Origin of the sequence: Haliea alexandrii (assembly GCF_003719295.1) — a bacterium.
In the GTDB taxonomy this organism is placed as follows: Bacteria; Pseudomonadota; Gammaproteobacteria; order Pseudomonadales; family Halieaceae; genus Haliea; species Haliea alexandrii.
On sequence record NZ_RFLW01000001.1, the window covers coordinates 1,667,303 to 1,690,904 of the forward strand.

At 61.2% G+C, this 23,602-nt stretch carries 22 protein-coding genes; 10 read left to right on the plus strand and 12 right to left on the minus strand.

Annotated features, from left to right (window positions below; translation table 11 throughout):
• Nucleotides 1-17: 17 nt before the first annotated feature.
• Entirely contained in the window at nt 18-1,838 is a 1,821-nt protein-coding gene (edd, locus tag EGJ68_RS07520; RefSeq protein WP_123033817.1) for a phosphogluconate dehydratase, read from the minus strand.
• A 394-nt stretch (nt 1,839-2,232) separates the two neighbouring features.
• Here edd and EGJ68_RS07525 point away from each other — a divergent pair, with 394 nt between their 5' ends.
• From EGJ68_RS07525 to EGJ68_RS07535, 3 genes are read left to right on the plus strand one after another with little or no spacing between them, the layout of a single operon-like run.
• Nucleotides 2,233-3,663: an HlyD family secretion protein gene (locus EGJ68_RS07525; protein ID WP_123033818.1), complete on the plus strand. Its 1,431-nt coding sequence runs from the start codon at nt 2,233-2,235 to the stop codon at nt 3,661-3,663.
• Nucleotide 3,664: 1 nt separating this feature from the next.
• Entirely contained in the window at nt 3,665-5,080 is a 1,416-nt protein-coding gene (locus tag EGJ68_RS07530; protein WP_158283556.1) for a glycosyltransferase family 2 protein, read from the plus strand.
• Between the two features lie 53 nt (nt 5,081-5,133).
• Nucleotides 5,134-6,003, plus strand: a complete 870-nt coding sequence (locus EGJ68_RS07535; protein ID WP_158283557.1) for a glycoside hydrolase family 18 protein — start codon at nt 5,134-5,136, stop codon at nt 6,001-6,003.
• On the opposite strand, the gene EGJ68_RS07540 is transcribed toward EGJ68_RS07535, so the two are convergent.
• The 5 genes from EGJ68_RS07540 to tdh all read right to left on the minus strand — a co-directional run bounded on the left by EGJ68_RS07540 (nt 5,993) and on the right by tdh (nt 11,998).
• Nucleotides 5,993-6,499 carry a hypothetical protein gene (locus tag EGJ68_RS07540; protein WP_123033821.1) on the minus strand — a complete coding sequence of 169 codons (507 nt, stop codon included), beginning with the start codon at nt 6,497-6,499 and terminating at the stop codon, nt 5,993-5,995. The genes EGJ68_RS07535 and EGJ68_RS07540 overlap by 11 nt on opposite strands.
• Entirely contained in the window at nt 6,496-8,109 is a 1,614-nt protein-coding gene (locus EGJ68_RS07545) for a lytic polysaccharide monooxygenase (RefSeq protein ID WP_123033822.1), read from the minus strand. Before EGJ68_RS07545 ends, EGJ68_RS07540 begins: the two co-directional genes overlap by 4 nt.
• A 42-nt stretch (nt 8,110-8,151) precedes the next feature.
• Complete coding sequence (locus EGJ68_RS07550; RefSeq protein ID WP_123033823.1) at nt 8,152-9,570, minus strand: TolC family outer membrane protein; 1,419 nt, start codon at nt 9,568-9,570, stop codon at nt 8,152-8,154.
• Nucleotides 9,571-9,775: 205 nt separating this feature from the next.
• Nucleotides 9,776-10,963: a glycine C-acetyltransferase gene (locus EGJ68_RS07555; protein WP_123033824.1), complete on the minus strand. Its 1,188-nt coding sequence runs from the start codon at nt 10,961-10,963 to the stop codon at nt 9,776-9,778.
• Between the two features lie 6 nt (nt 10,964-10,969).
• Nucleotides 10,970-11,998, minus strand: coding sequence for an L-threonine 3-dehydrogenase (gene tdh / locus EGJ68_RS07560; RefSeq protein ID WP_123033825.1), 1,029 nt, complete (start codon nt 11,996-11,998; stop codon nt 10,970-10,972).
• A 91-nt stretch (nt 11,999-12,089) separates the two neighbouring features.
• On the opposite strand from tdh, the gene EGJ68_RS07565 reads away from it, so the two are divergent.
• The 6 genes from EGJ68_RS07565 (at nt 12,090) to EGJ68_RS07590 (ending at nt 17,714) form a co-directional block, all read left to right on the plus strand.
• Nucleotides 12,090-12,662, plus strand: a complete 573-nt coding sequence (locus EGJ68_RS07565; RefSeq protein WP_035525919.1) for a helix-turn-helix domain-containing protein — start codon at nt 12,090-12,092, stop codon at nt 12,660-12,662.
• A 177-nt stretch (nt 12,663-12,839) separates the two neighbouring features.
• Complete coding sequence (locus tag EGJ68_RS07570) at nt 12,840-13,682, plus strand: SDR family NAD(P)-dependent oxidoreductase (protein ID WP_123033826.1); 843 nt, start codon at nt 12,840-12,842, stop codon at nt 13,680-13,682.
• 42 nt (nt 13,683-13,724) lie between these two features.
• Nucleotides 13,725-14,600: a formyltetrahydrofolate deformylase gene (purU, locus tag EGJ68_RS07575; protein WP_233248710.1), complete on the plus strand. Its 876-nt coding sequence runs from the start codon at nt 13,725-13,727 to the stop codon at nt 14,598-14,600.
• A 136-nt stretch (nt 14,601-14,736) separates the two neighbouring features.
• On the plus strand, nt 14,737-15,060 hold the full coding sequence (locus EGJ68_RS07580; RefSeq protein WP_123033828.1) for a DUF4156 domain-containing protein: 324 nt from the start codon (nt 14,737-14,739) through the stop codon (nt 15,058-15,060).
• An 85-nt stretch (nt 15,061-15,145) separates the two neighbouring features.
• Nucleotides 15,146-16,801, plus strand: coding sequence for an ExeA family protein (locus EGJ68_RS07585; RefSeq protein WP_123033829.1), 1,656 nt, complete (start codon nt 15,146-15,148; stop codon nt 16,799-16,801).
• A gap of 31 nt (nt 16,802-16,832) precedes the next feature.
• Nucleotides 16,833-17,714 (plus strand): general secretion pathway protein GspB, encoded by an 882-nt coding sequence (locus tag EGJ68_RS07590; RefSeq protein WP_123033830.1) that lies wholly within the window; start codon nt 16,833-16,835, stop codon nt 17,712-17,714.
• Between the two features lie 15 nt (nt 17,715-17,729).
• Here the strand turns inward: EGJ68_RS07590 and EGJ68_RS18100 are convergent, their stop codons facing one another.
• Complete coding sequence (locus tag EGJ68_RS18100) at nt 17,730-17,906, minus strand: hypothetical protein (protein ID WP_158283558.1); 177 nt, start codon at nt 17,904-17,906, stop codon at nt 17,730-17,732.
• A 172-nt stretch (nt 17,907-18,078) separates the two neighbouring features.
• Here EGJ68_RS18100 and EGJ68_RS07595 point away from each other — a divergent pair, with 172 nt between their 5' ends.
• Nucleotides 18,079-19,068, plus strand: coding sequence for an alpha/beta fold hydrolase (locus tag EGJ68_RS07595; RefSeq protein WP_123033831.1), 990 nt, complete (start codon nt 18,079-18,081; stop codon nt 19,066-19,068).
• A 43-nt stretch (nt 19,069-19,111) separates the two neighbouring features.
• Here the strand turns inward: EGJ68_RS07595 and EGJ68_RS07600 are convergent, their stop codons facing one another.
• From EGJ68_RS07600 to EGJ68_RS07620, 5 genes are all read right to left on the minus strand, one after another.
• Nucleotides 19,112-20,620, minus strand: a complete 1,509-nt coding sequence (locus tag EGJ68_RS07600; RefSeq protein WP_233248711.1) for a Ppx/GppA phosphatase family protein — start codon at nt 20,618-20,620, stop codon at nt 19,112-19,114.
• Between the two features lie 77 nt (nt 20,621-20,697).
• Nucleotides 20,698-21,297 (minus strand): hypothetical protein, encoded by a 600-nt coding sequence (locus tag EGJ68_RS07605; protein WP_123033832.1) that lies wholly within the window; start codon nt 21,295-21,297, stop codon nt 20,698-20,700.
• 77 nt (nt 21,298-21,374) lie between these two features.
• Nucleotides 21,375-21,563, minus strand: a complete 189-nt coding sequence (locus tag EGJ68_RS07610) for a hypothetical protein (protein WP_027948541.1) — start codon at nt 21,561-21,563, stop codon at nt 21,375-21,377.
• A gap of 88 nt (nt 21,564-21,651) precedes the next feature.
• A complete protein-coding gene (gene alr, locus EGJ68_RS07615; protein WP_123033833.1) occupies nt 21,652-22,737 on the minus strand; it encodes an alanine racemase in 1,086 nt (361 codons plus the stop codon).
• Nucleotides 22,737-23,594, minus strand: a complete 858-nt coding sequence (locus tag EGJ68_RS07620) for an aminotransferase class IV (protein ID WP_123033834.1) — start codon at nt 23,592-23,594, stop codon at nt 22,737-22,739. Before EGJ68_RS07620 ends, alr begins: the two co-directional genes overlap by 1 nt.
• Nucleotides 23,595-23,602 lie beyond the last annotated feature (8 nt).

The window sequence follows — 23,602 nt, forward strand, 5'->3', positions numbered from 1 at the left end:
AACGGTACGGTCGTCTTCTACTGCTGAAACACACTAGCACCGTCTTCCGCGGCACTAACCTGGTTACGAAACACCTGAAACATTTCTCGCCCCATCCCCTGGGTGGGCTGCCCGTCGCCGGGTATCACCGCGCGGGAATCGAAATCTGCTGCGTGTACATTCAGCGCTCCGGCCTCGGCATCCAGCTCAATGGTGTCGCCGTCCCTCAGCTTTGCGATTGGACCCTGGTCCAGTGCTTCCGGGGATACATGTATCGCGGCGGGAATCTTGCCCGAAGCGCCAGACATTCTGCCATCGGTCACGAGGGCAACCTTGAAGCCCCTGTCCTGCAATATACCCAGATAGGGCATGAGTTTATGCAGTTCCGGCATGCCGTTGGCTTTGGGGCCCTGATAGCGGACCACTGCCACAAAGTCCCGCTCGAGTTCCCCGGCTTCAAATTTTTCTTTCAGTTCGTCCTGGTGGGAGAGAACCACCGCAGGCGCGCGCAACTTCTGGTGTGATGTGGCCACCGCAGACACCTTGATGATGGAGCGCCCCAGGTTGCCGGTCAGCAATTTGAGTCCACCCTCCGGGCTGAAGGGCGTTTTTATGCTGGCAAGCACCTGCGGATCCGCCGACGCGCTAGGACCCGGTTTCCACTCAAGCAGTTCATCGGCGCCGTCGGGGTTGAAGAAGGGTTCGCTGCAATAGGCTGTTAACCCCCCCTGGCCGAGAATCGTCTTGACCTCATCATGGAGGAGCCCGCCGCTTAATAACTCGCGCACGAGCAATGGCATGCCACCGGCGGCTTGAAAATGGTTAACGTCCGCCTCGCCATTCGGGTAGATGCGACAGAGCAGGGGCACCACTGAAGAGAGTTCCGACATGTCTTGCCAGTTGATCAAAATACCGGCAGCTCGTGCGATCGCAATGAGGTGAATGGCGTGGTTGGTGGAACCCCCGGTTGCCAACAGTCCCACGATAGCATTGACCAGACTGCGCTCATTGACGATATCCGCCAGCGGTGTGAACGCGTCCCCCTGTTTGGTGATTTTGGCGAGCTGTTTTACCGCTGCCGCCGTTAGCGCATCGCGCATTTCGGTGCCGGGGTTGATGAAGGAGCTTCCAGGCAGGTGTAGCCCCATGATTTCCATCAACATCTGGTTGCTGTTGGCGGTGCCATAGAATGTGCATGTGCCGGGGCTGTGATAGGACTCGCTTTCGGCCTTGAGCAGCGCATCGCGGCCAACCTTGCCTTCGGCATACAGTTGGCGTACCCGAATTTTTTCCTTGTTGGGCAAGCCCGAGGGCATGGGCCCGGCAGGAATGAATACGGTGGGCAGGTGGCCAAAAGAGAGTGCGCCGATCAGCAAGCCGGGTACAATTTTGTCGCACACCCCCAGGCACAGCACACCGTCGAACATATCGTGGGAGAGTGCCACGCCAGTCGCCATGGCGATCACATCACGGCTGAACAACGACAGCTCCATGCCGTCGCGACCCTGGGTGACACCATCGCACATGGCGGGTACCCCGCCCGCGAACTGGGCAACTGCATTGGCGTCACGCGCGGCCCGTTTGATGATGTCCGGAAAATCAACGTAGGGTTGGTGCGCAGACAGCATCTCGTTGTACGCGGAGACAATGCCCAGGTTGGCGGCGCGGTCGGAGGCGAGCAGAGACTTGCCTTCGTCATTGCAGGCTGCCATGGCGTGGGCGATATTGCCGCAGGACAGCCGTTTGCGGCTCACTTCCTGCTGGCTCGCAGTGTCTACCTTGTCCAGGTAGCGCTTGCGGCTATCGTGGCTCCGTTCATGGATACGATCGGTGACAGACTCGATGGTTGAATGCAGCATAAAATACTCAAAACGCGAGAGGGGCGTAACAAGTATAGGCAGACAGGAGGGGCTATTGGCAAGCCATCGCCTCTTGGCACGCCCTGCTGCCCTCCGAGGGCTATACACGCCGCCTCGGGTTAGGCGGACGGCAATTGCAGCCGCCGCCATCACCGAACGAGGGCGGGTCTTGACGATCTTGCCCTTTCCCGGTTTTTCAATCGTGTTGATTTGACGGTAGGTCCTGAGCTACCGGGGTGGTGGGGTCGTGCGTTACAAAATGATTCTAACTGTTGCTATTTGTCGCATAAACGCATTTAAATGTGACTAACTGCACACATCTGCAAGTTGCGCTGGTGCCGGCTTGCGACGTTTCCCATAATCTCGCGTCAGTTTTCGTGGTATGGGTAAACAGATGGAAGGTTCTTCGACGCTGCTGCACGTTTTTGTCAGCATTATTCTTGGCATTTTGGCCTTCGCCCTGATGGGAGCGATCAATACCTGGTGGGGCCGTAACCGCGCTGAATTGAGGCAGCGTGATCCTTTGCCCCTGTTTCAGGTCATACTCCGTTTCCTGGCGCTCACTGGTTGCAGTGTGGCGGTCATCCTGTCCGTGCGCGAACTGTTGCCCTACGAGATCGTCAGTGCGCAAGGCATGCTCAAGGCTGAACGCCTTTTTCCCATGTTGGCGATTGATCGCTATGAGGCTCGTCTGGAGGTGGCGGAAGGTCGTGTGGACATCGCGGCCCCGCTGGTGACCTACGAGCGCAAACTGGGCCCCGCGGAGGAGGCGGAGGCCCGGCTGGAGAGGGAATTGCTGGTCGAGCAATTGGCCGACCTGAAGTCGCGCCTGGCTGTTGGAGATCCGATAGATGAGTTGCAGAAGCTGTCGCAGGTGGAGAATTTGCGTGCCGCCCGCAGCCAGCAACAACAGGATCGAAGTCGGGCGATGTGGGAGGTGGAAAGTCTGAACTTCAAGCTCGATGAACAAAAGGCGCGGGTTAGCCTGGCACGCAAGGAAGTCGACTTTGCGCAGGATGCGATCAAGAACGGCTTGGTATCGAAGATAGAGTACGATCGACGGCAAGAAACCCTGCGCATGGAGCAAGCACGTTTTGAAGAATTGAAATCACGGCTGGATTTCACCGTCGACAGCATGATCGATTTCGCACCAACCGCGAGCTCGGAGGGGCTGCAGAGACTTGATCAGGTTCTGCAGAGCGATCTCAGCGCTTATGGAGAAGTCGCCGCCGGTGATTCGGTTCTGGTCGATTTGGAGCGCAGGCTGCGCGAACTCGACCGCGTATTATCTGGCGATTCACAGGCACCCATCACTGTAGCCGCTCCCTGGGCGGGTTTGATTGGCTATCGCAACCCGTCCTCCGTGCTGGGCCCACGCGAGCTTATCGGTGTTCTGGTTCAATCGGACTCTCTGTTTCTCGAGGTGCTGGTGCCCGCCACACTTGCGGAGAAGATTGGCGAGGGCTCGCGAGTGCAGGTATCCAGCCAGGAGTTGGAGGAGCTGGGGGTCATTGTTGAGGGGGAAATTCGTCGGGCTGTGACGGAAAACCCGGAGCAAACCATGTTCGAGGTGCGTCTGGAGCCCCGTGCGGATCTCATTCGTGATCTCGCGCTGGGTCAAGAGGTCAAGTTGACGGTCAGTTTTCTTAATCAACCGCCACACTTCGTATACGAGGTCGTCTACTTTTTCCGCGATATCTCCTCGCGTGACGTGGCGTTGTTGTGCTCGGCGCTGTTGCTGGGCTTGATAGCCGTTTACAGGCGGCAGGAGAGGCCGGGGCGAGTATCTGAGACCGTCGCCCATGGCGCCCCGGGAGGTGTCTAGCATGCTCGATGGACAAGTGATTTCATCCCCTGCGGTAGAGGCGGTTGGGCGGCCCGTGCATGAGCGGCGCTCACTCACCCCGCTGCTGTTGTTGGGGTATTTCCTCACCATCGGTGTGGGCTGCGCCCAGGTCTACTTTCTGGTGCGCGCCATTACAGGCGTATCGGAGTCATCTGACCTTAGCTACTGGCAGTCAGTGATTATTGCCTTCTTCTTCTTTTTCTTTTCTGTATTTTTTATCGGCCGTTACCTGGTGACCATGCTATTCGCCTTTCTGGAGGGGTCGAAGCGGGTGAATGAGTGGGTGGTGCCCGAGACTGGTGCGCCTCTGGTGAGCATTATTATTCCTGCCTACAACGAAGCTGACAACATTGTTCCTACGATCGTGTCGGCACTTGCTGTCGACTATCCTGCGCTGGAAATCATAGTGATCGACGATGGTTCGACGGATGAAACCCTGCAACGGGCGCGAGATTGGGTGGCCGGCCAATCCGTGAACGTACAGGTTGTGTCACAAGCCAACGCCGGGAAAGCGGCAGCGCTCAACTATGGCTATCGATTGGCAAGAGGTGAATACATCCTCAGTATGGACGCGGACAGTGAGTTGGATGAGCACAGTGTAAAGCGGTTGGTTGCTCGAATTTGTGAGTCGGGCGCTGCGGCGGTTGCCGGGCAGGTGTTGATCAAGAATACCCGCAGCATGCTCTCCTATCTGCAGCAACTGGAATATGTGTTGATGAATGGCACCGGTCGCTTGTTTCAGAGTTTTTTTTCCGCCGTGTTGGTGGCGCCTGGCCCTATTACGTTGTTCAGTCGCAGTGCTCTGGAGCGCACTATGGAGTTTCGTGCCACGCTTGGCTTTCCCGGTGCTGCACTCGTTTCCGGGCCTTGGGAAACATCCACATTTGCGGAAGATGCCAAGCTCTCGATGACGATGCTGGCGAGCGGTGAGAACTGTGTATTCGAACCCAGTGCAGTTTGCCTTACACAGGCTCCGACAGGGCTGAGTAGTCTGCTCAACCAGCGCTATCGCTGGATTCGCGGCAACCTGCAGGCAGTCAAGAGCACATGGGCGTTGTGGACGCGCGCATCGAGTCGCCGCCCCGGTCTGGGCTTGTGGCTGGTCTGGTTCATCATAGAATCACTGCTCTGGCCGCTGGTGGATGTGTTCGGCGCTATCGTCATTGTTTTGGTGCTGGCCAATACGAGTGCGTTCAATGAAGGGTTCCTCTGGTATCTCGCGTTGATGAGTGCTGATGTGGCGGCAGCGCTATTCGCTGCGACTGCCTGTCAGGCACGGCGTCGCCTCGCGTTGCTGGTGCCATTCTATCGCCTGGGTTACGGCCTGGTACTCGAGTGTGTCGCGTTGATATCCATCATAGATGAAAGTCGCCGCAGCAAAATGACATGGAGCTAGGGAGGTCCGCTGCGCTTTGTGTGGCGCTTCTGTGCCTGCCGACAGGACAGGCCTTGGCCCAGCATTTTGTGTCCTACTGGCCGCATTATCGCGGCATTGATATTCAGGCGGTGCCCGCATTGACTCATCTTCTCTATGCGTTCGCAGAGGTTGATGAAAACGCCGAAGTACGGCTGCCTGAGGATTTATCGGTGCTGAAGGCGGTTCGTGGTGCCGCGTGGCGCTCCGCTGCCCGACCGGGGCTGCTGGTAGGTGGTTGGAACGGTGGCGACGATGCGCATCTGACACGCGCTATGGCGTCCGCGGGTGGCCGCGCGCATCTGGTTGCCTCGCTTGTTGCGGTGCTCAAGCGTCACGCGCTGTCAGCCGTCGAGATTGACTGGGAATATCCCGACAACCGTCAAGAGGGGCTTCAGCTGCTGGCTTTTCTCACTCAGTTGCGTGGTGAGGTGAGCGGCTTGGATGTGTCGATCGGTCTGTCCGTTCCCGCGCTGGGTCCGCATGCGGATGTGATTCCAGGCGAGGTGTTTGATCATATCGATGTGCTGAGTATTATGGCCTATGACAATAGCGGTGGCCTGCATTCAAGTCGCACGTTTTTTCAGGACAGTCTGGAATACTGGTTGGCCCGGGGTGCGCCAGCACGGAAGATTGCTATGGGTATCCCGGCCTATTCACGGCCTCAGCCACAGAGTTATGCGGAGCTCGTTGCAGCCGATGCCCGGAACGCCTGGCGGGACACTGACGGAACGTCCAACTGGAACGGCTTGCCGACTGTCCGGTGGAAGGCAGATATGGCCCTGCGACAGGGCACCGGGATAATGCTGTGGGAGCTTGGGCAAGATGCGCCCGAACCCGTGTCGATTGCTCACGAGTTGTCACGCACTTTGTGGGAGTTCATGGGAGACGAAGTCAGGGACTGACCATGGGAACCCCGAGCAGGGCGTCGTCGGGGATGGGTTCGCCGCGTCCCGCCATTTCGCGTAGCACCAGTGCACGGGATTGATTCAGGGACGAGCGTGCGGCGAGGCTGTCGAGCTGCTGGAGATCCAGTAACTTGCAGCTGGCGACATTCGCGTTTAACCAGCTCAGCAACACCTGTTCTCGGTCGTAGATGAATGATTCAGCGACGATCAACGCCCGAGCGGCGTCGACATTGCAGCCGAGAGTGGGGGTTACCGTGACACCCGCATCACTCTCCAATTCGGCGATGCGTAGCCGCAATTGGCTGATTTCTGCATCACGCGCACTGAGTTGGCGCACCATCAGATCAAACGCCGCCTGCAACTCGGCATTTTCCTGTGCCAGTGCTGCGGTGGCGTATACATGGGACGAATGGCTCAGGTATGTCAGCAGTAGTATGGCAAGCAGGCGAGGGCGCAATCGTCGGTAGCGTTTTGATAGTGGCGTAAAAATCATTGGCATTCTCCATTACCGAGCTGTACCCAGCCAGTTTGCAGTGAGGGTGGGCTGCCGCGGTTCCACCATTTATTTCGCCAAGTGTTGCTGCGGTAGATGACGATATCGCCCGCGAGGTAGGTTTTCTTCATGGACCACGGCGTGGCGGCTCCCATAGCAGTCGGTGTCACGGTCTGCCACGCGTCACTGGATACAGGCAGTTCGCCCTGAGACCACCATCTTGCCTGGTAGGCTGCTCCCCGATACTGAACCTGATCGCCTGCCCAATACGTTGCGCTTGCCTGCCAGTCCGGTGCGGGCCCTGGAAGGGGCTCGCTGCTATGACAGCTGGGCTGCGCGTATTGCTTCTCCGAGTCCTCCACCACCGAAAACATCCAGGGGTTCGCCGTGCTGCTGGCCAGTTGTTGGTCGCTGATGAGCGTCAGTTGATAGGGTCCGGGTGCCACGCCAACCAATGACAGCGTGATCGTTTGCGTCGGGGTGCTCTGTACAACCTCGCGGCGCATAATTTCGCCGGCATTCAGGTTGCTCACAACCAGGTTCCCCCGGCTGCCTGGCTCACCACTGATCACAATGTCGGCGGTGCCCGTGCCCTGTCGCGTGGTGATCGTGCTGGGAGCCGACACCAGCTCTATTGCACTCTGCTGCACCGTCTGCGGCGCGCGTACAAGCTGCATTTCAGCTCGCACGATTCGACTGTTGCGTGGCGCCCACACTGGGTTCACCCCCAGCTGGGGGCGCGCTGTGCCGTCTGCATTGAGGGTGCCCGCGCGAAGGTCGAGATTGCTGTCATTGATGCGTGCTGCAAACAGGCGTGGCCACGCTCTGACGTCGCCTTGGGCTGCCTCCGTGATCATCAGGGTCGGCAGATTGCCAGGCAGCTCCCCCGTTGCGTCAAACAAGCGCAGCGTTATGCTGTCGCCCACCCGCAGTGTGCCGATTGGGTTGATAGCGCCAATTTCGGTCCATGGTGGCGATAAGGAGGGCGCAGGCGCAACATCGTTATGGCCGCTTTGCGCCGCAGTGAAATCAGCGTCGATGACATTGTAAAAGGCCGCGCCGGTGTCCCCCACGTTCCAGACGCCGAGTATCACATGATAGCCGCTACGTGTCGGGACATCGCAGTCGTGAGTGAGCTGCTCGGCGGGCCGCTGCATCTCGCCTGAGTAGCTGCAGAACGCCGCAGGCTCGAACGACGCCCGAGTCAATGGCGTGTTCGGATCCCAGTTGGTTCGTGTGATGTAATAGCGCCAGCCTTCGGTCACGTGAGGCGCGGTAAATCGCCAGGTGAACCGTTGCAGGCCGGCCTGCATGGGTTGCCTTCGCCAGCGCGTAAGGCTCTGTTCGTTGAGCGGCGCCCAATTGCTGCTACCGGCTGCGGCGATGCTGCCATCAGCAGGGCCGGATTGTGGCCAGCCATCAGGTCCCTCGAGGCTCTGGGGCTCCCAGTAAATGGCGCCACAATCCACGTTTTGACTCAGCTTGCAGGCATAGCCGCGTGCAGGAGGGTTTTCAATGTAACCATGCCCGTAGCAGTGGCCGGTACCCAGCGTGGCGGAGAGCAGTAAAAGCGCGGTCATTGACGCTGTGGTGCGCGGTATATTTTTCATGGTTGTTTCCGGCCGTATTAATCGCAGTGTGTAGATCGGTTGCTAGCGCACGCTGCGCTGGTTGGATTGCTGGTTGCTGGGAGGCTGCAGAAACGCGTCAAGACGATACAGGTCGCCCGGGCGCAGCCGGGCACCTGTGGCTCTCAAGCGGAAAGAGTTTTCAATGTAGTCGTAGCGGCTGTTCGCGTAGTCGCGTTCTGCGGAAAAGAGTGTGTTCTGCGCACTGAGCACATCAATGATGTTGCGTGTGCCGATGTTGTAGCCTGCCTCAGCCGCATCGAATGCAGCCTTGGCGGAAAGGATCGCCTGACGACGTGCCTCAATGCGTGACAAATCACTCTTTACTTTCAGAAACAGCTGCCGTGCCTGAGTCATAACGGCGCGCTGGGTTTCGCTCACCAGATCCCGGCTTGCTTGATATTGGTGCTCGGCGCGACGCCTGTTCGCTGATGTTGCGCCCCCCTCGTACAGCGGGATTTCCAGTCGCAATTCCAGCCCCAGAGTATCCGAATCCTGATCGGGTGAGAGCACAAAGGGGCTTTCGATGTTGCTATCAAGCGTGCCGCTGGTGTCGAGGTTGGCGGCAAAGACGCCCAACGTCAGCTTTGGTGCATGCGCCCATGAAGCAGCCTTGCGCTTGTCTTGTGCCGCGGCCTCGGTATGGCGTGCCGCAAGCAATAGCAGATTATCTCCTGCGGCGGCCTCCGCCCACGCAGTGACGTTGTCAGGTTCTGGTCCGGTAGCGAGAAAATCCTCGCGTAATATATTGATAACCGAATGCGTCTCTCCGGTAAGGTTGGAGAGCGCTTCGAGGGCCACCTCAACCTGGTTGGACTCCTCTATGGTACGCACTACCGCCAGATCGAAGGCCGATTGAGACTCGGCCACATCCGTGACTGGAATCAGCCCCGTCTCGAAGCGTTTGCGGGTTTGCTCCAGTTGCTGGCCGAAGGCGCGCTCCTGGGCGCGCGCCGCCGCCAGATTGTCCTGGGCTCTGAGCACGTCGAGATAGGCGCTCACCACGCGCAAGAGTAGTTCCTGACCCGCATTGGCAAAAATGGATTCGGCTGCCAGTGCCTTGGACTTGCCCTGTTGGTAGCCGTACCAGGCGGGTGCATCAAACAAGGGCTGGTCCAGGCGTGCAATCCAGCCCCGATCATCCGTATCCCGCTCAAGGCCCATATCTGTTTCCAGTAGTCCGCCGTTCCCGGTCGTGATCAGTTGTCGCGTGGTGCTGTCCTCGTTAACCGAGCGCAGCAGGTAGTCGGCGGTGATTTTGGGCAGGAGTTCGCTGCGGGCGATCGTCGGCAGCTCCAGGTCGGCGTGGTAGGTGGCGATTGCGCGCTGGAATTGATAGTCGTTTTCCAGGGCGAGTTCATACACTCTGCCCAGAGATTCGGCGTGCGTCGCTGTTGGCATGGCCGATAGTAGAAGTAGGAGTGCGGTGATGTTGAGCTTCATGTCGGTATCCCGGTAGCGCTGGTGTGGTGAGCAGGAGCGCTGCGTTATAACACGGGCACGACACACTGTAGTCCCGGGGTACGCGTTTTGTGATCTGTATCGCGATTAGCAGCCTTTTATTTGTTTTTTAGAAGATTTTCGATGCAAATGTAAGTAGATAGATACAAATAGATACGATATGTTGCAATTGGCCGTTGCGGAGTACTTATCCTGCGGCGCGTCTGCGTGCCTCACCGAAGGCGTCCAGGGCAAAATCGATATCGTGTGTTTGCAGCGCCGCTGACATTTGTGTGCGAATCCGTGCTTTGCCTTTGGGCACTACCGGGAATGAGAATGCCACGACATAGACACCGTGTTCGAGAACGACTTCGGCAAACCGTGCGGCGACGGCGGCTTCGTGCAACATGACCGGTACAATTGGGTGTTTCCCCGGCAACAGCTCAAAGCCCAGTGTTTCGAGTCCCTCCCGAAAACGGGCCGTATTCTCGATCAGCTGCCGCCGCAGGCCCGGTTCGGATTCCACCAGATCCAGTGCCTTGATTGCGCCGGCGACGACCGGTGGGGCGACCGTGTTGGAGAAAAGATAGGGGCGCGAGCGCTGACGCAGGAGGTCCACCACTTCCTGTCGCGCGGCAGTGTAGCCGCCGCTGGCGCCACCGAGGGCTTTGCCCAGGGTGCCAGTGATGATGTCCACGCGGTCCATGCAGCCGCGGTATTCGTGTGTGCCTTTGCCGTTGGCGCCGAGAAAGCCGGTCGCGTGGCAGTCGTCGAAGTGCACCAGCGCGCCGTAGCGCTCGGCCAGATCGCAGATCTCATCCAGGCGCGCGATATAGCCGTCCATGGAAAACACACCGTCGGTGGTGATCAACTTGAAGCGGGCACCGGCGGCGTCTGCTGCCTGTAGCTGTGCTTCCAGGTCGCTCATGTCGTTGTTGCGGTAGCGGAAGCGCTGTGCCTTGCACAGGCGTATGCCGTCGATGATGCTGGCATGGTTGAGTTCATCGGAGATCACCGCATCCTCTGCGCCGAGGAGCGTTTCGAACAGGCCGCCATTGGCGTCGAAACAGGAAGGGTAGAGGATGGTGTCGTCCATACCGAGAAATTCAGACAGTCTTTGTTCCAGCTGTTTGTGCAGGGTTTGTGTGCCGCAGATGAAACGCACGGAAGCCATGCCATAGCCCCACTCGCGCAGGCCCTCGGCCGCGGCGGCATTCACGGCGGGGTGCTGCGCCAGCCCCAGATAGTTGTTGGCGCAGAGGTTCAGCACCTCCCGCTCTGCCACACCCACGTGCGCGCCCTGGGGCGTTGTGATGAGGCGCTCGTGTTTGGTCAGCCCCGCGGACTCGATATCGGCCAGCTGGCCGGCCAGGTGTTCCCGAAATGCGCTGTACATGGTGGTTCAGTCCTCCCAGTTCAGTACGACTTTACTCGCTTCGCCGGAGCTCATCACATCGAAGCCGTGTTGAAAGTCGCGGAAGCTCATGCGGTGGGTAATCACGGGCGAAATATCCAGCCCGGACTCGATCATGACCGACATCTTGTACCAGGTTTCGTACATTTCCCGGCCGTAGATACCTTTCAGGGTGAGCATGTTGAAGATAACTGTGTTCCAGTCTATCGCTGTGTTTTCGCTGGGGATGCCCAGCATCGCCACCTTGCCACCGTGGCACATATTGGCCAGCAGGTCGCGAAACGCCTGCGGGTTGCCGGACATTTCCAGCCCCACATCAAAGCCTTCGTCCATGCCCAACGATTGCTGGACGTCGGCAATGCTCTCCCGGGTCACGTTTACGGTGCGTGTGGCGCCCAGTGTGGCAGCCAGTTCCAGGCGTTTGTCGATCACGTCGGTGATCACCACGTGGCGCGCACCGGCATGCTTGCACACAGCAGCTGCCATGGCTCCGATAGGCCCGGCACCTGTGATGAGCACGTCTTCCCCGAGCAGGTCGAATTGCAATGCGGTGTGGACGGCGTTGCCGAAAGGGTCGAAGAGGGCGGCAACATCGAGATCGATCCCTGCTGAATGCTCCCATACGTTGGACATGGGTAGCGCCATGTACTCGGCGAAGGCGCCGGAGCGGTCCACCCCGATGCCGCTGGTTTTCGCGCACAGGTGACGGCGGCCGGCCATACAGTTGCGACAGCGGCCACAGACCACGTGGCCCTCGCCGGAGACAATCTGGCCAGGGTGGAAGTCTACGACATTGGAGCCGACTTCAACGATCTCGCCGACGAACTCGTGGCCGACGATCATGGGAACGGGCACCGTTTTCTGCGCCCAGGCATCCCAGTGGAAAATGTGCATGTCCGTGCCGCAGATGGCAGTGCGTTTGACCTTGATCAGCACGTCATTGATGCCGAATGCCGGTTCCGGTACCTCCTCCAGCCAGAGGCCGGAGCGTGCTTCTTTCTTGACCAGTGCTTGCATAACGGCGTTTCACTATAGTGGAATTTATCCGGTATAGTAGATGGGTAATATCCCGGATACAAGAAATCCTTCTACTAAACTGGAAAATTGCATGTCCAAATCAGCGCTGGACCCCGCCAGCAAGGTCTTGTGTGAGCGGGTCACCGAACTGCGCCAGGTTCACGGGTTTACACTCGACCAGCTGGCAGCCGCGTCCGGCGTCAGCCGCTCCATGTTGAGCCAGATTGAACGCGGCCAGGCCAACCCGACTCTGGCGGTAACCTTCCGTATCGCCCAGGCCTTCGGACTCAGTATAGGCGAACTGGTGGATGACCCGCTGGCCAGTGGCCTGATTGAAGTGGTGAGGGCGGACGACCCCTCGAGCCTGTTCCGTGCTGATGACGAATGCCAGATTCGCACACTGTCGCCCCTGCATATGGAAAAACACGTGGAATTCTACGAATTGCTCCTGCAGCCCGGAGCGAGCCTCGACAGCTCGCCGCATTACAGCGGGACGCGCGAACTGTTGACCCTGGCGGCGGGTGCGGCGCAGGTGGTGGCGGGAAACACCGAGTGCCAGCTGGCCGCCGGCGACTCGGCGCATTACCGGGCGGATGTGGAGCACAGTATTCAGTCGCTGGGTGACACACCGCTGCGGGGCTACCTGGTGGTGACCTACAAGTGACGGCAATCGATGTGCGGCCCGGCCTGCGCGGCCCGGCCTGCGCGGCCCGGCCTACGCGGCCCGGCCTAACTACATAAACTCTGTGCGGGGGGCGTGGTCTGCGCAGGCGCGTTCGCATGCATTGCGCAGGCGCATCTGGTATATCAATTGCTCGAATAATTTGAGCAGGAGACGGATATGCAAGATCTCGATTTCACAGGGAAGATCGTTCTGGTTACCGGTGGCGGTGCCGGTATTGGCCGTGCCATTGTAGAAGCTTTCGCAACACGTGGCGCACGCTTGGTGGTTGCCGAGAAAGAGGCCGACCGCTGTGCCGACCTGCAGGCGGCCCTGGATGCCAGTGCGACTGAAGCGCTGGTGTCGCATACCGATGTCTGCGACCGGGCCGCTGTCGATGCGCTGATGGCCCAGGTGCAAGCGCGCTTTGGCGGCCTGGATGTGCTGGTGAACAACGTGGGCGATTTCCTTGGCATCATCAAACCGTTTGCGGCCTGCACCGATGAAGATCTTGAGCAGCTGTACGGCGTCAACCTGAAACATATTTTCACGGTCACCCGCGCCGCTATCCCGCTGCTGCAGTCCCGCGGTCGCGGCGGCAGCATCATCAGCATCTCCTCCATCGAGGCGTTCCGCGGCATTCCCATGGTAACGACCTACTGTGCCTTCAAACACGCGATAACCGGCTTCACCCGCAGCCTGGCGCTGGAGCTCGGTCCGGATGGCATTCGCGTCAACGCCATTGCTCCGGAAACCACCGAGACCGCGCAGGTGCGGCCCTCCCAGCTGATTGCACCCGAGCATCAGGCGCATACCCGTCGCTGGATACCGCTGGAGCGCTTTGGTACACCGGAGGACGCTGCGGGTTGCGCGCTGTTTCTGGCTTCCGGGCTGTCGGCCTGGGTTACCGGCACGACAATAAATCTCGATGGCGGTGCACTCGCGGCGGCCGGCTGGTATCGTGACCCCAATGATCTGTGGACCAATGTGCCGGTGGTATCCGGCAACGGGTTCAACTTCTGACGGTGCGCCCCCGGGTGCGACCAAACCTGAGAGAGGATTTTCGTGACCGAGCCAACATCGGGCGCTGTGCCGCGCGCCTATATTCTGTCATTCCAGTGTCCGGACCGACTCGGTGTCGTGGCGCGTTACTCCCAGCTGTTTCTGGAGGCGGGCGCCTTCATCACCGAGATTTCCAATTTCAGTGACCCGGTAAGCGGCACCTTCCATTTGCGCTGTGTCTTCGATGACCGCGCGATGACGGTGCCTTTTGCAGAGTTTGCCCGGCGCTTTGCCCTGCTCGCCGACGACATGGGCATGCACTATCGGCTGCGGCCGGCGGATGAGCTGCCACGTGTGTTACTGGCGGTTTCCCGCTACGACCACTGCCTGGTGGCGCTGCTGACCAAGTGGCGCGCTGGCGCACTGCCGGCCACGCTCGTTGGCGTGGTCAGCAACCATGAAGACTGCCGCGAACTGGTGGAATGGTACGGGCTGCCCTATCACTACCTGCCGGTCAGCCCGGAACAGAAGGCGGCGCAGGAGTCGAAGTTGCTGCAACTGTTTCGCGAACAGCAGGCTGACCTGCTGGTGTTGGCGCGCTATATGCAAATTCTCTCGGATGCGCTGTGTACGGAACTCGCGGGGCGGGCGATCAACATTCACCACTCCTTCCTGCCTGGTTTCAAGGGCGCCCGACCCTATCACCAGGCCTATGACCGTGGGGTAAAAGTGATCGGGGCCACGGCACACTACGTCACGTCGGATCTCGATGAAGGCCCTATTATCGCCCAGGAAGTCAAGGCAATTGACCACCAGGTTTCGGTGGAGCAGATGATTCACCTGGGGCACGACACCGAGGCGACGGCGCTGTCGCATGCGGTGCGGCTGCATTGCGAGGAGCGAGTGCAACTGAACGGGCAGCGCACGGTAATCCTCTAGGCGGGCCACTGGTTTCCCAGAGCCCCTTCCGGCGGACCACGATCGAGGCAGTGTCGCTGCGGCGTGAGGGGCGGGCGGCTGTACCCGCAGTGCCTCGCCTGTGGTAATCTGCCAACTGGTTTTTCGGAGGTAATGCATGAACGCGCACACGGTTCGTTCTTTGGCCACGTTGGCGGTTGTATCCGCGCTGCTGGCAGGCTGTACCTGGGTCAAAATCCCGGATGACGCGCGTGCCCTGCCCCTGCTGGAAGCTTCTGAAGTGGCGCAGTGCAAACGTCTCGGCCGCATTACCACGAACGTGGCGTGGAAGGTGGCGGGCATTGAGCGCGGCGAAAACAAGGTCCGGGTTGAACTCGACAACCTCGCTCGCGAACGTGCCCTGACGATGGGTGGAAATGCGGTTGTGCGTGAGTCCATTCACGAAGGTACTGGCGACTATACGGCGTGGATGTGTCCCTGACCGGGCACAACCACCGGTCCGGTAAGCCGCTGTAGCGGTGTGATACCGGCTTTCCACTGCTCCGGCCCAGGCAGCGCAGGCAACTATGTACCTTCAGTATTTCGGCCTCAGTGAAACGCCCTTCTCAATCGCGGTAAATCCGCGCTATCTGTTCATGAGTCCACGGCACCGCGATGCACTGGCGCACCTGCTCTACGGTGTGGGCAGTGGCGGGGGCTTTATTCTGCTCACCGGCGAGGTGGGTACCGGCAAGACCACAATCAACCGCTGCCTGCTGGAGCAACTGCCGCCCGATACCGATATCGCCATTGTGCTGAACCCGGCCTTGAATGCGCAGGAGTTGCTCGCGACCGTGTGCGATGAGCTGGGCATTGCCTACGACGGCAACCAGCCTTCGCTGAAAACACTCACCGACAGCCTGCATAGCTACCTGCTGGAGAATCACGCCCAGGGGCGCAAAACGGTGCTTCTGATCGACGAGGCACAGCATCTTGATTTTGATGTGCTGGAGCAGATTCGTCTGCTGACCAACCTCGAAACGCACAGTGAGAAACTCCTGCAGATTGTGTTGATTGGCCAGCCTGAGCTCGCGCAGCTGCTGCAGCGGCCTGAACTGCGTCAGCTCAACCAGCGCATCACCGCGCGCTACACGCTCGCGCCACTGAACCAGGCAGAAACCGCAGCATATATCCGTCACCGGTTGCAGATTGCCGGCCTGCCGGCTGGCCGCGAGCTGTTTCCGCCGGACGTGGTGCGTGGTATTCACCGCGCGACTCGCGGCATTCCCCGGTTGATCAATGTACTGTGCGATCGTATTTTGCTGGGCACGTATGGTCGCAACCGGACACAGGCCGACCGGCAGGTGCTGGCGCAGGCAATAGCAGAGGTGCTGGGGGAAGAGGGCCCGGCATCGCGTCGGCGGCAGCAGTTGCGTGTTGTAGCAGCGGCGGCCGGAATCATAGTGCTGATCGCCGCGGTGTGGTGGCTGGCGCGAGTCGGCCAGCCCGCGGTGCCAGTGGTTGCACCGGCACAGGCACCGACACAGGCGCCCGCGCCTGCGGCCCCCGCGGCGACCGACGTCGGCAAGGATACTGCCGTATTGGCGGCCTCGCCGGCCGCGCCCGCCTGGGAGCTTGCGCCGGCGCAGGGGCTGCAAGCGCTCTGGCAGTTGCAGGCGGCGGGGCCAGTGCCGCCGCTGGAACTTCTCTGTGACGACAGTGTGCGCTTTCCCCTGAGCTGCCACCGCGGTACCGCCGACACCTGGCAGGACGTGATCGCACTCAACCGTCCCGTGCTCCTGGACCTGATTACCGCGGATCGCTTTGCGGCTGCCGCAGTGTTCCTGGGGGAGGCTGCGGGCAATGCCCTGTTGTGGTCGGAAGCGGGGCTGCAGCGCGTGCCTTTCACGCAGCTGGCGCCGCACTGGCGGGGTGCTTACCGGTTGCTCTGGCGTCCTCCGGAGGGTTTCTCCGGTCCCGTGGGTCGGGCGGACTCGGGCCCTGTTGTGGCCGATATCGCCGGCCTGTTTGCTGTGCTCGATGGGCAGGCCGCACCGCTCTCTACCGGCGCATACTCACCCGCGCTGGCGGAGCGTGTGCGTCTGTTTCAGGCCAGCCAGCAGCTGCGGGCTGACGGGGTGGTGGGCGAGCAGACCCTGCTGCGCCTGAATATTCTGGCCGGACGCGACCTGAGCGCGGCGGAGGCGGCCCAACGGCTCGCGGCAGAGGCGGCAGGGCAATGAGTGGCCGCGCCGCAGTGAAGGAGCATCGCCAGTGTCATTGATCCTGGAAGCACTGAACCGCTCGCGCCGCGAGCAGCAGAATGCGAGCCCGGTACCGGGTGTGGACAGCGTGCATTTTGAACCCGAAGCCAACCGGCGCAGTGCGCGCTGGCTGTGGCTGCTGGCCGCTGCCGGCCTGATATTGCTTGCCGGTTTCCTGCTCGGCGGGCTGTTCAACCGTGCTGAAGGGCCAGCAGTGCGGCCAACTCCCGAACACGCCGAGGTGACATCATCGACGGCAGCGCAGTCAGGCGGAGTGCCGCCGACGTCTGTAGGCATGGCCCCGCCGATTTCTGTAGAGCCTGTAGGCGCCGAGTATGCCGCTGCCCGCGCCGTGCAGCCGAATGCGCCGACACCCGTAGCGGTCGAGAGTAGCGCGGCGGCACCTTCCCTTGAACACGAAGCCAGCGCGGATGTGAGCGCGTTGTATGCCGGTACCTCCCCGGCCGTGCAGGAAGCGCCTGTGGCAACGCCACCTGCGAGCGCGAGCAACGAGCGTGCGCCGAAGGACGCCGCGGCGAGCCCGGCTGATACGGGGCCATCCACGGAGACGGAGAGCAGCGTGGATATTGCGGCCCTGGCGGCCGCAGCCGAGCAGGCACTGGAAGATGTGCGCTTGGCGGAACACCCGGCGCCTTTTCTCGGCGAGCTGTCGCAGCAGCGCAAGGATGCCATTCCAACCCTGATGTATCTGCAGCACGATTACCGTCAGGACGGCGGCTCCAGCGTGACAATCAACGGTCAGCAGGCATCCGCCGGGCAGTCTGTGGGGCGCGGCATTCGGGTAGAGGCGGTGCTGCCCGATTCTGTTGTGCTCAGTCAGGATGGGGAACAGTTTCGCCTGCGTGCCCTGAACAGCTGGGTCAACCTGTAAGGGCTAGCCGGCAGCTCAGCCCTCACGCTGTAACGCGAGCGGCAGCAGCGTATCGCGTTCGACGCCCATGGCCAGCTCGGACAGGTGCTCAATCCAGCGTATCAGTGCAATCACGATCAATGTGATGATCATGACGGTCATGAGGAACAGCACAATGTGTCCGTGGTCGCCGTAGATGCCGGCGTTCAGCACGCGCAGTTCGGTTCACAGTGGTGGATGATGCGGAGTACACTTCAGGCATGGGCAGCACTTCCCTGGCGGCAGACGAAGCAGGTCACGCTTCCTGATGCATCAGGATAGGCAGGATTTCAACCACAGAATGCGCAGACTTTCCCGACCCGGCGCAGTCCAGGGGACCCCCAGCATGGAATGGATACATCGCCACGCCACCATCAATGGCATCCGTATGCACTACGTCGAACAGGGCTCAGGCATGCCGGTGGTGCTGTGCCACGGTTTTCCCCATCTCTGGTTTAGCTGGCACCGGCAGATCAGCGCGCTGGCGCAGGCCGGTTATCGGGTGATTGCGCCGGATATGCGTGGCATGGGGCAGACCGATGCGCCGACGGCGGTGGAAGCCTACGATATCGACCACATCACCGCCGACCTGCTCGGGCTGCTGGAACATCTGGGTGAGCCGCGCGCGGTGTTCGCCGGCCTGGATTTCGGCGCCTTCGCGGTCTACGACCTGGCCCTGCGTCACCCCGAGCGGGTGATCGCGGTCATTGGCCTGGAAAACCCGGCGGCCCCGCACAACCCCGACGAGCCGCCGCTGACCGAATACCGCCGCATGGGCGAGCAACACTTTCTGCACATCGAGTATTTCCGCGAGCCGCCACGCGCTGACCAAGAGCTGGCCGCGGAACCACGACGCTTCCTGCACAAGGTGTTTCACACCCTGAGCGGTGCCTGCAACTACTTCGAGATGTTTCAACACCCCCCCGGCACGTCGTACATTGATGCCATGGAGGAGCCGCCGCCTTTACCCTGGCCGTGGCTCTCCGAGCTGGAGCTGGAATTTTTCGTGTCCGAATACAGCCGCAGCGGCTTCACGGGTGGCCTCAATTGGTATCGGGCATTCGACCTGAAATGGGCGCAACGCAAACCGTTCGAAGGCGTACAGAGCAAGGTGCCAGCGTATTTCCTCGGCAGTGAGCACGATGTGGATCTGGAGGGGTTTCATGGCGACGACCCAATCGGCCAGATGCGCGCCATATTCCCCCGGTTGCGCGCTGTACGCATGATCCCGGGCGCAGGGCACATGGTGCAGCTGGAAGCCTCGGAAGCGGTCAATGAGATCTTGCTCGAGTACCTGGCGGACATCGTGGCGCAGGACACGGTGCCGGCTGATTGAACGGGCTCTGCGGTGCTGGCAGTCCTGCGCCGCTTACGCCAGCTCAGTGCAGGGAGAGCTGCAGACCTTCCTTGCCGAGTAGCGACACTTCCTGCTCCAGTTCCCGCGCTGTCAGCGGATGGCGTTGCAGCCATTCGGGCGGAAATTCCAGGCCAATCGTGTTTTCGTGCGCGTGCACCGCAAAGTCGGGCAGCGCCTCCAACTGTTCCACGTATTTGAACAGCAGTGCCAGCCGAAACAGGGTGATCAGGCGCAATAACCGGGGGCGGTCGGCATCGGTGACTGCGGCCCACAGGGGGTGGTCCAGTTTGCCGCGCTGGGTGGCGGCAAGCAGTGCCATCTGCTCCTGCTCTTCCTGCGAAAAGCCTGGCAGGTCGGCGTTCTGCAGCAGGTAGGCGGTATGTCGCTGGTAGTGCTTGTGCGAGATGGCCATGCCCACCTCATGGGTGAGTGCCGTGCGCTCAAGCAGATCCCGGTCGGTCTTGCGCAGCGACCAGCCTTCGCGGCTGGCGTTGAACAGCGTGCGCGCGCGCCGCGCCATCAGCTCGCCCATCACCTTGTCCACACTGTAGCGCTGCATCAATGCGTTGATGGTGCGTTCGCGCACATCCTCGTGCCCCAATCGCCCCATCAGGTCGTAGATCACGCCTTCCCGCAAGGCGCCACGCGAGGTGCGCAGGTGCGAAATGCCTAGCTCGTCGAACAGGGCGCTGGTAATTGCCACGCCGGCGGCGATAACGTTGCGGCGCTGGCTGCTCAGCCCTTCCAGTTCAATGGCATCAAAGTGCTTGAACTGCAGCAGGCGCTTCTCCAGCCGGGAAAGCGCCTTGCGCGTAATGCCGCCATCGCTCCACCCGTAGCTGACAAGCACTGACTCAATGGCTTGCAGGGTTCCCGAGGAACCCACGCATTCCGCCCAGTGGCGGGAGTGGAAGTGATAGCGGATGTGAGAGACTTCGAGCCTTGCCCGTTCATAGGCCGTGCGGTAGTTGCTGCGGCTCACCTTGCCGTTGGCAAAGCAGCTGTCGGAAAAGGATACGCAGCCCATCTGCAGGCTCTCCAGCCGCTGCGGCTCAAACCGCTGGCCAATGATCAGCTCGGTGCTGCCGCCGCCGATGTCGATCACCAGTCGCGACTGGGCGTCGTCCGCCAGGGTGTGGGCGACCCCCAGGTATACCAGCCGCGCTTCCTCCCTGCCGTAAACCACGTCGACGGGCGCCCCGAGGATGCGCTGTGCGGGCAGGGTGAATTCCCGACGATTATCCGCCATGCGCAGGGCGTTGGTGCCCACCACGCGGATTCTTTCCGGGTCCACGCTGCCCAGCATCTGGGCGAAGCGGGCGAGGCAATCAAGGCCTCGCGCAATGGCCGCCGCTGACAACTTGCCATCAACCAGGCCGGCGCCCAGCTGGACTTTCTCCGCCAGCGCCTCCACCGGGCGCATTTCGCCGTGCTCTACCCGCGCGACGATCAGGTGGAAGGAATTGCTACCGAGGTCGATAGCCGCCAGCAGGCTGCCATCGGCGAGCGGCGAGTGTAGGGGCTGCGACAAGAGATGCGACTCCGGAGAGAATTGCCGAAAAACCCATGATACTGGATGCCCAGTGCATGCGCACGGGGGGAGGCAAATCAGGCCAGGGCGTAGGCGGTGATGAGGAGCGCGACAAGGCCGATAATGGCGCTGTGCAAAACCACGCGCGGCGTTGTGCGCGAGAGTTCGCCAAGCGGGTCACCGCCGGCGTGTACGCGAGCGATAACGGGCCATTCGATGGCGCCGGCAAAGGCGAGGCTGCCCACGCTGGCTGCCAGCAAGGCAATGCTGCAGGGCGTTGCCGGCGGAATGTTGATCGCGAACAATGCGATGGCCACCAGGGAGCCCAGCGTACCGGCGTAGCTCATGACGAGGAACTGATGCCTGTTGTTGCGCTTGAAGTCCCACTCGAAGGCAAACAGGGCGAGGCGTGCCGGCCGGCTGTGTTGGCCTCGTGCGGCAAGGGCACCAAGGTAATGAAACCACTCGTGCACCAGGGTGCAAATGATGCCACCCGCTGCAGCGCCACTCACCACGCCCAGTACAGCGGCGAGTATGAGTGACGAGGACTGGTACCAGTTGTTTGCCGCTGCGAACAGTGCCAGCAGTATTAACGCCAGCGCCGCGTGTGCAGCGGCGACCCTACGAATTTGGATGCCGTCCCGGGTGGTGACGGTGGGGTTCAGAATATTGTCCATGGTGCTTCCCGCTCAGGTAAGACCGATGGAGAGTGTACGCGCTTCCGTGCCGTCTGGATGCGCTGCGGGCGCGGTTGTTATTTGCGCCCTGCGCCGGAGGGACGTGCGGCATAGCCGCCGGGCTGGCCGCTGATGCCCGACTGGATGTTCTGGATCTTGCCCCCAGTCTTCAAGAAAGCGCGCGTTTGTTCTTCGATCGAATTCGAGGTTTCTACCGCCGCGGGCTGTTTTTTCTTGGCGGGCGCGCGTTGTGGCTTGGCAGACATATCAGGGTCTCTTCAGGCTGGACGGCCGATCAGTATACCACAGACGGGTGCGACGCGCTCCAGATCGTTGAGATGCGCCTCGAGAAGGTCAGTCGATGACCACACGTCGTGGCACCCGCGCAGGCATGCGGGTCAGCAGTTCGTAGCCGATGGTTTGCGCGTGCTCTGCAACCTCGCCAACCGGCAGCCCGTTGCCCCAGAGCACCACGGGGTCACCGATCGCCACGGGCGGTAGATCGGTAACGTCCACGGTGATCATATCCATGGACACACGGCCCGCCAGTGCGGCGCGATGGCCGTTGACCAGCACCGGGGTGCCGTTGCCCGCACCGCGGGGATAGCCGTCACCGTAGCCCACGGTAACGGTGGCAATGCGCGAGGGCCGCCTGGCCTGCCAGGTGGCGCCATAGCCGACGCACTCGCCAGCTTCTACCTCGCGCAGGGAGATTACGCTGGAAGCCAGGGTCATCACCGGGCGCAGCGTGTCGGCCTGGGGGTGCGGTACAGTGAACGGGGAGTTGCCCCAGAGCATGAAACCGGGCCGAATCCAGTCGTAGTGGCTGGCAGGCCAGGCCAGGGTGGCGGGCGAGTTGGCGGCACTGCGCACACCGGCAAGCGGCCCGGTCAGTTGCTCAAAGCGCTCGATCTGCGCGGCGGTGGCGGGATGGTCCAGCTGGTCGGCGCAGGCGAAGTGTGTTGTCAGTACAGGTGGCCCTGCGAGCTTGCCGCAGGCCAGCAAGCGGCGATGGAACTCCGCGACCTGTCCCGGTGGAGCGCCCAGGCGGTGCATGCCGGTATCGATTTTCAGCCAGCAATGCACAGGCGTCGGCAACGTGGCCCGCTCCAACCACGCGACCTGTGTGGCGTTGTCGATGGTCAACCACAGCTGCTGCTCGGCGGCGAGTGGCAGTTCATCCGGGTGAAATACACCCTGCAACAGCAGCAGTGGGCAGTGGATACCCGCCCCACGCAGTTCCAATGCCTCCTCCAGAGAGGCGACCGCCAGTGCGTCTGCCAGCGGTTCCAGTGCGCGGGCCATGGTAATGGCACCGTGGCCGTAGGCGTTGGCTTTGACCACCGCCATGAGGCTGGATTGTGGCGCCAGCGTGCGGGCAAGCGCCAGGTTGTGGCGCAGCGCGGTCAGGTCCAGGCGGGCTTCGCAGGGGCGTGCCATCAGTAGTCGTACCGGTGCCGGGCAAACAGCGTTTGCGCGGCCAGCCAGACATCGCCGACCTGACCGTCGCCCACCGGCTGGTCGTCTATGGACAGCACCGGGGCCACTTCCTTGCTGGAGCTGGTCAGCCACACCTCATCGGCGCTGTGCACCTCCTGCATGGTCACGATGCGTTCGCTCACTGGAATACTGCTGTGCTTGCGCAGGATGTCCAGCAGCATGAGCCGGGTGATGCCGGGCAGTTTCTGGTGATCCAGGGGCGGCGTTGCCACGGCACCGTCCTTCACGATAAACACGTTGCACGCCGCGGCCTCGGTCAATTCACCGGCCTCGTTGTAGAGCAGGGTTTCTCCGTGGCCGCGGCTGTGGCCGTGCTGGTAGTGCATCACGTTGCCGAGCAAGGCGGTGGATTTGATGTTGCAGCGTCGCCAGCGCAGGTCTTCCGTGGTGGAAACATGAAAGCAGCGCGCGGCGGCTTTGTCGGGTGCCGGGGGCGGCGCGATCTCAAAAACAAATGCATAGCGCGTTGCTGCGATGTTCTCGGGGTAGGCATGATTGCGCCGCAGGTCCGCACCGCGGCTGATGTGAAAATACAGTCCGAGATTGCCGCCGCCGTTGCGCTCCAGCAGCTCCTGGGCGATGGTGCGCCATTCGGCCTCGTTCAGATGTACTTTCAGTTCAATCGCATCGAGGCCCTGCTGCATGCGCTGCATGTGGGGGCCAAAGCCCACCAGTTTCCCGGCGTAGGAAGGGACCACTTCGTAGATGCCGTCGCCGAACAGGAAGCCGCGGTCCATGGGGGAAATGCGGGCTTCATCCATGGGCAGGTAACTGCCGTTGAGATAAACGATGCTCATAGCCTTTC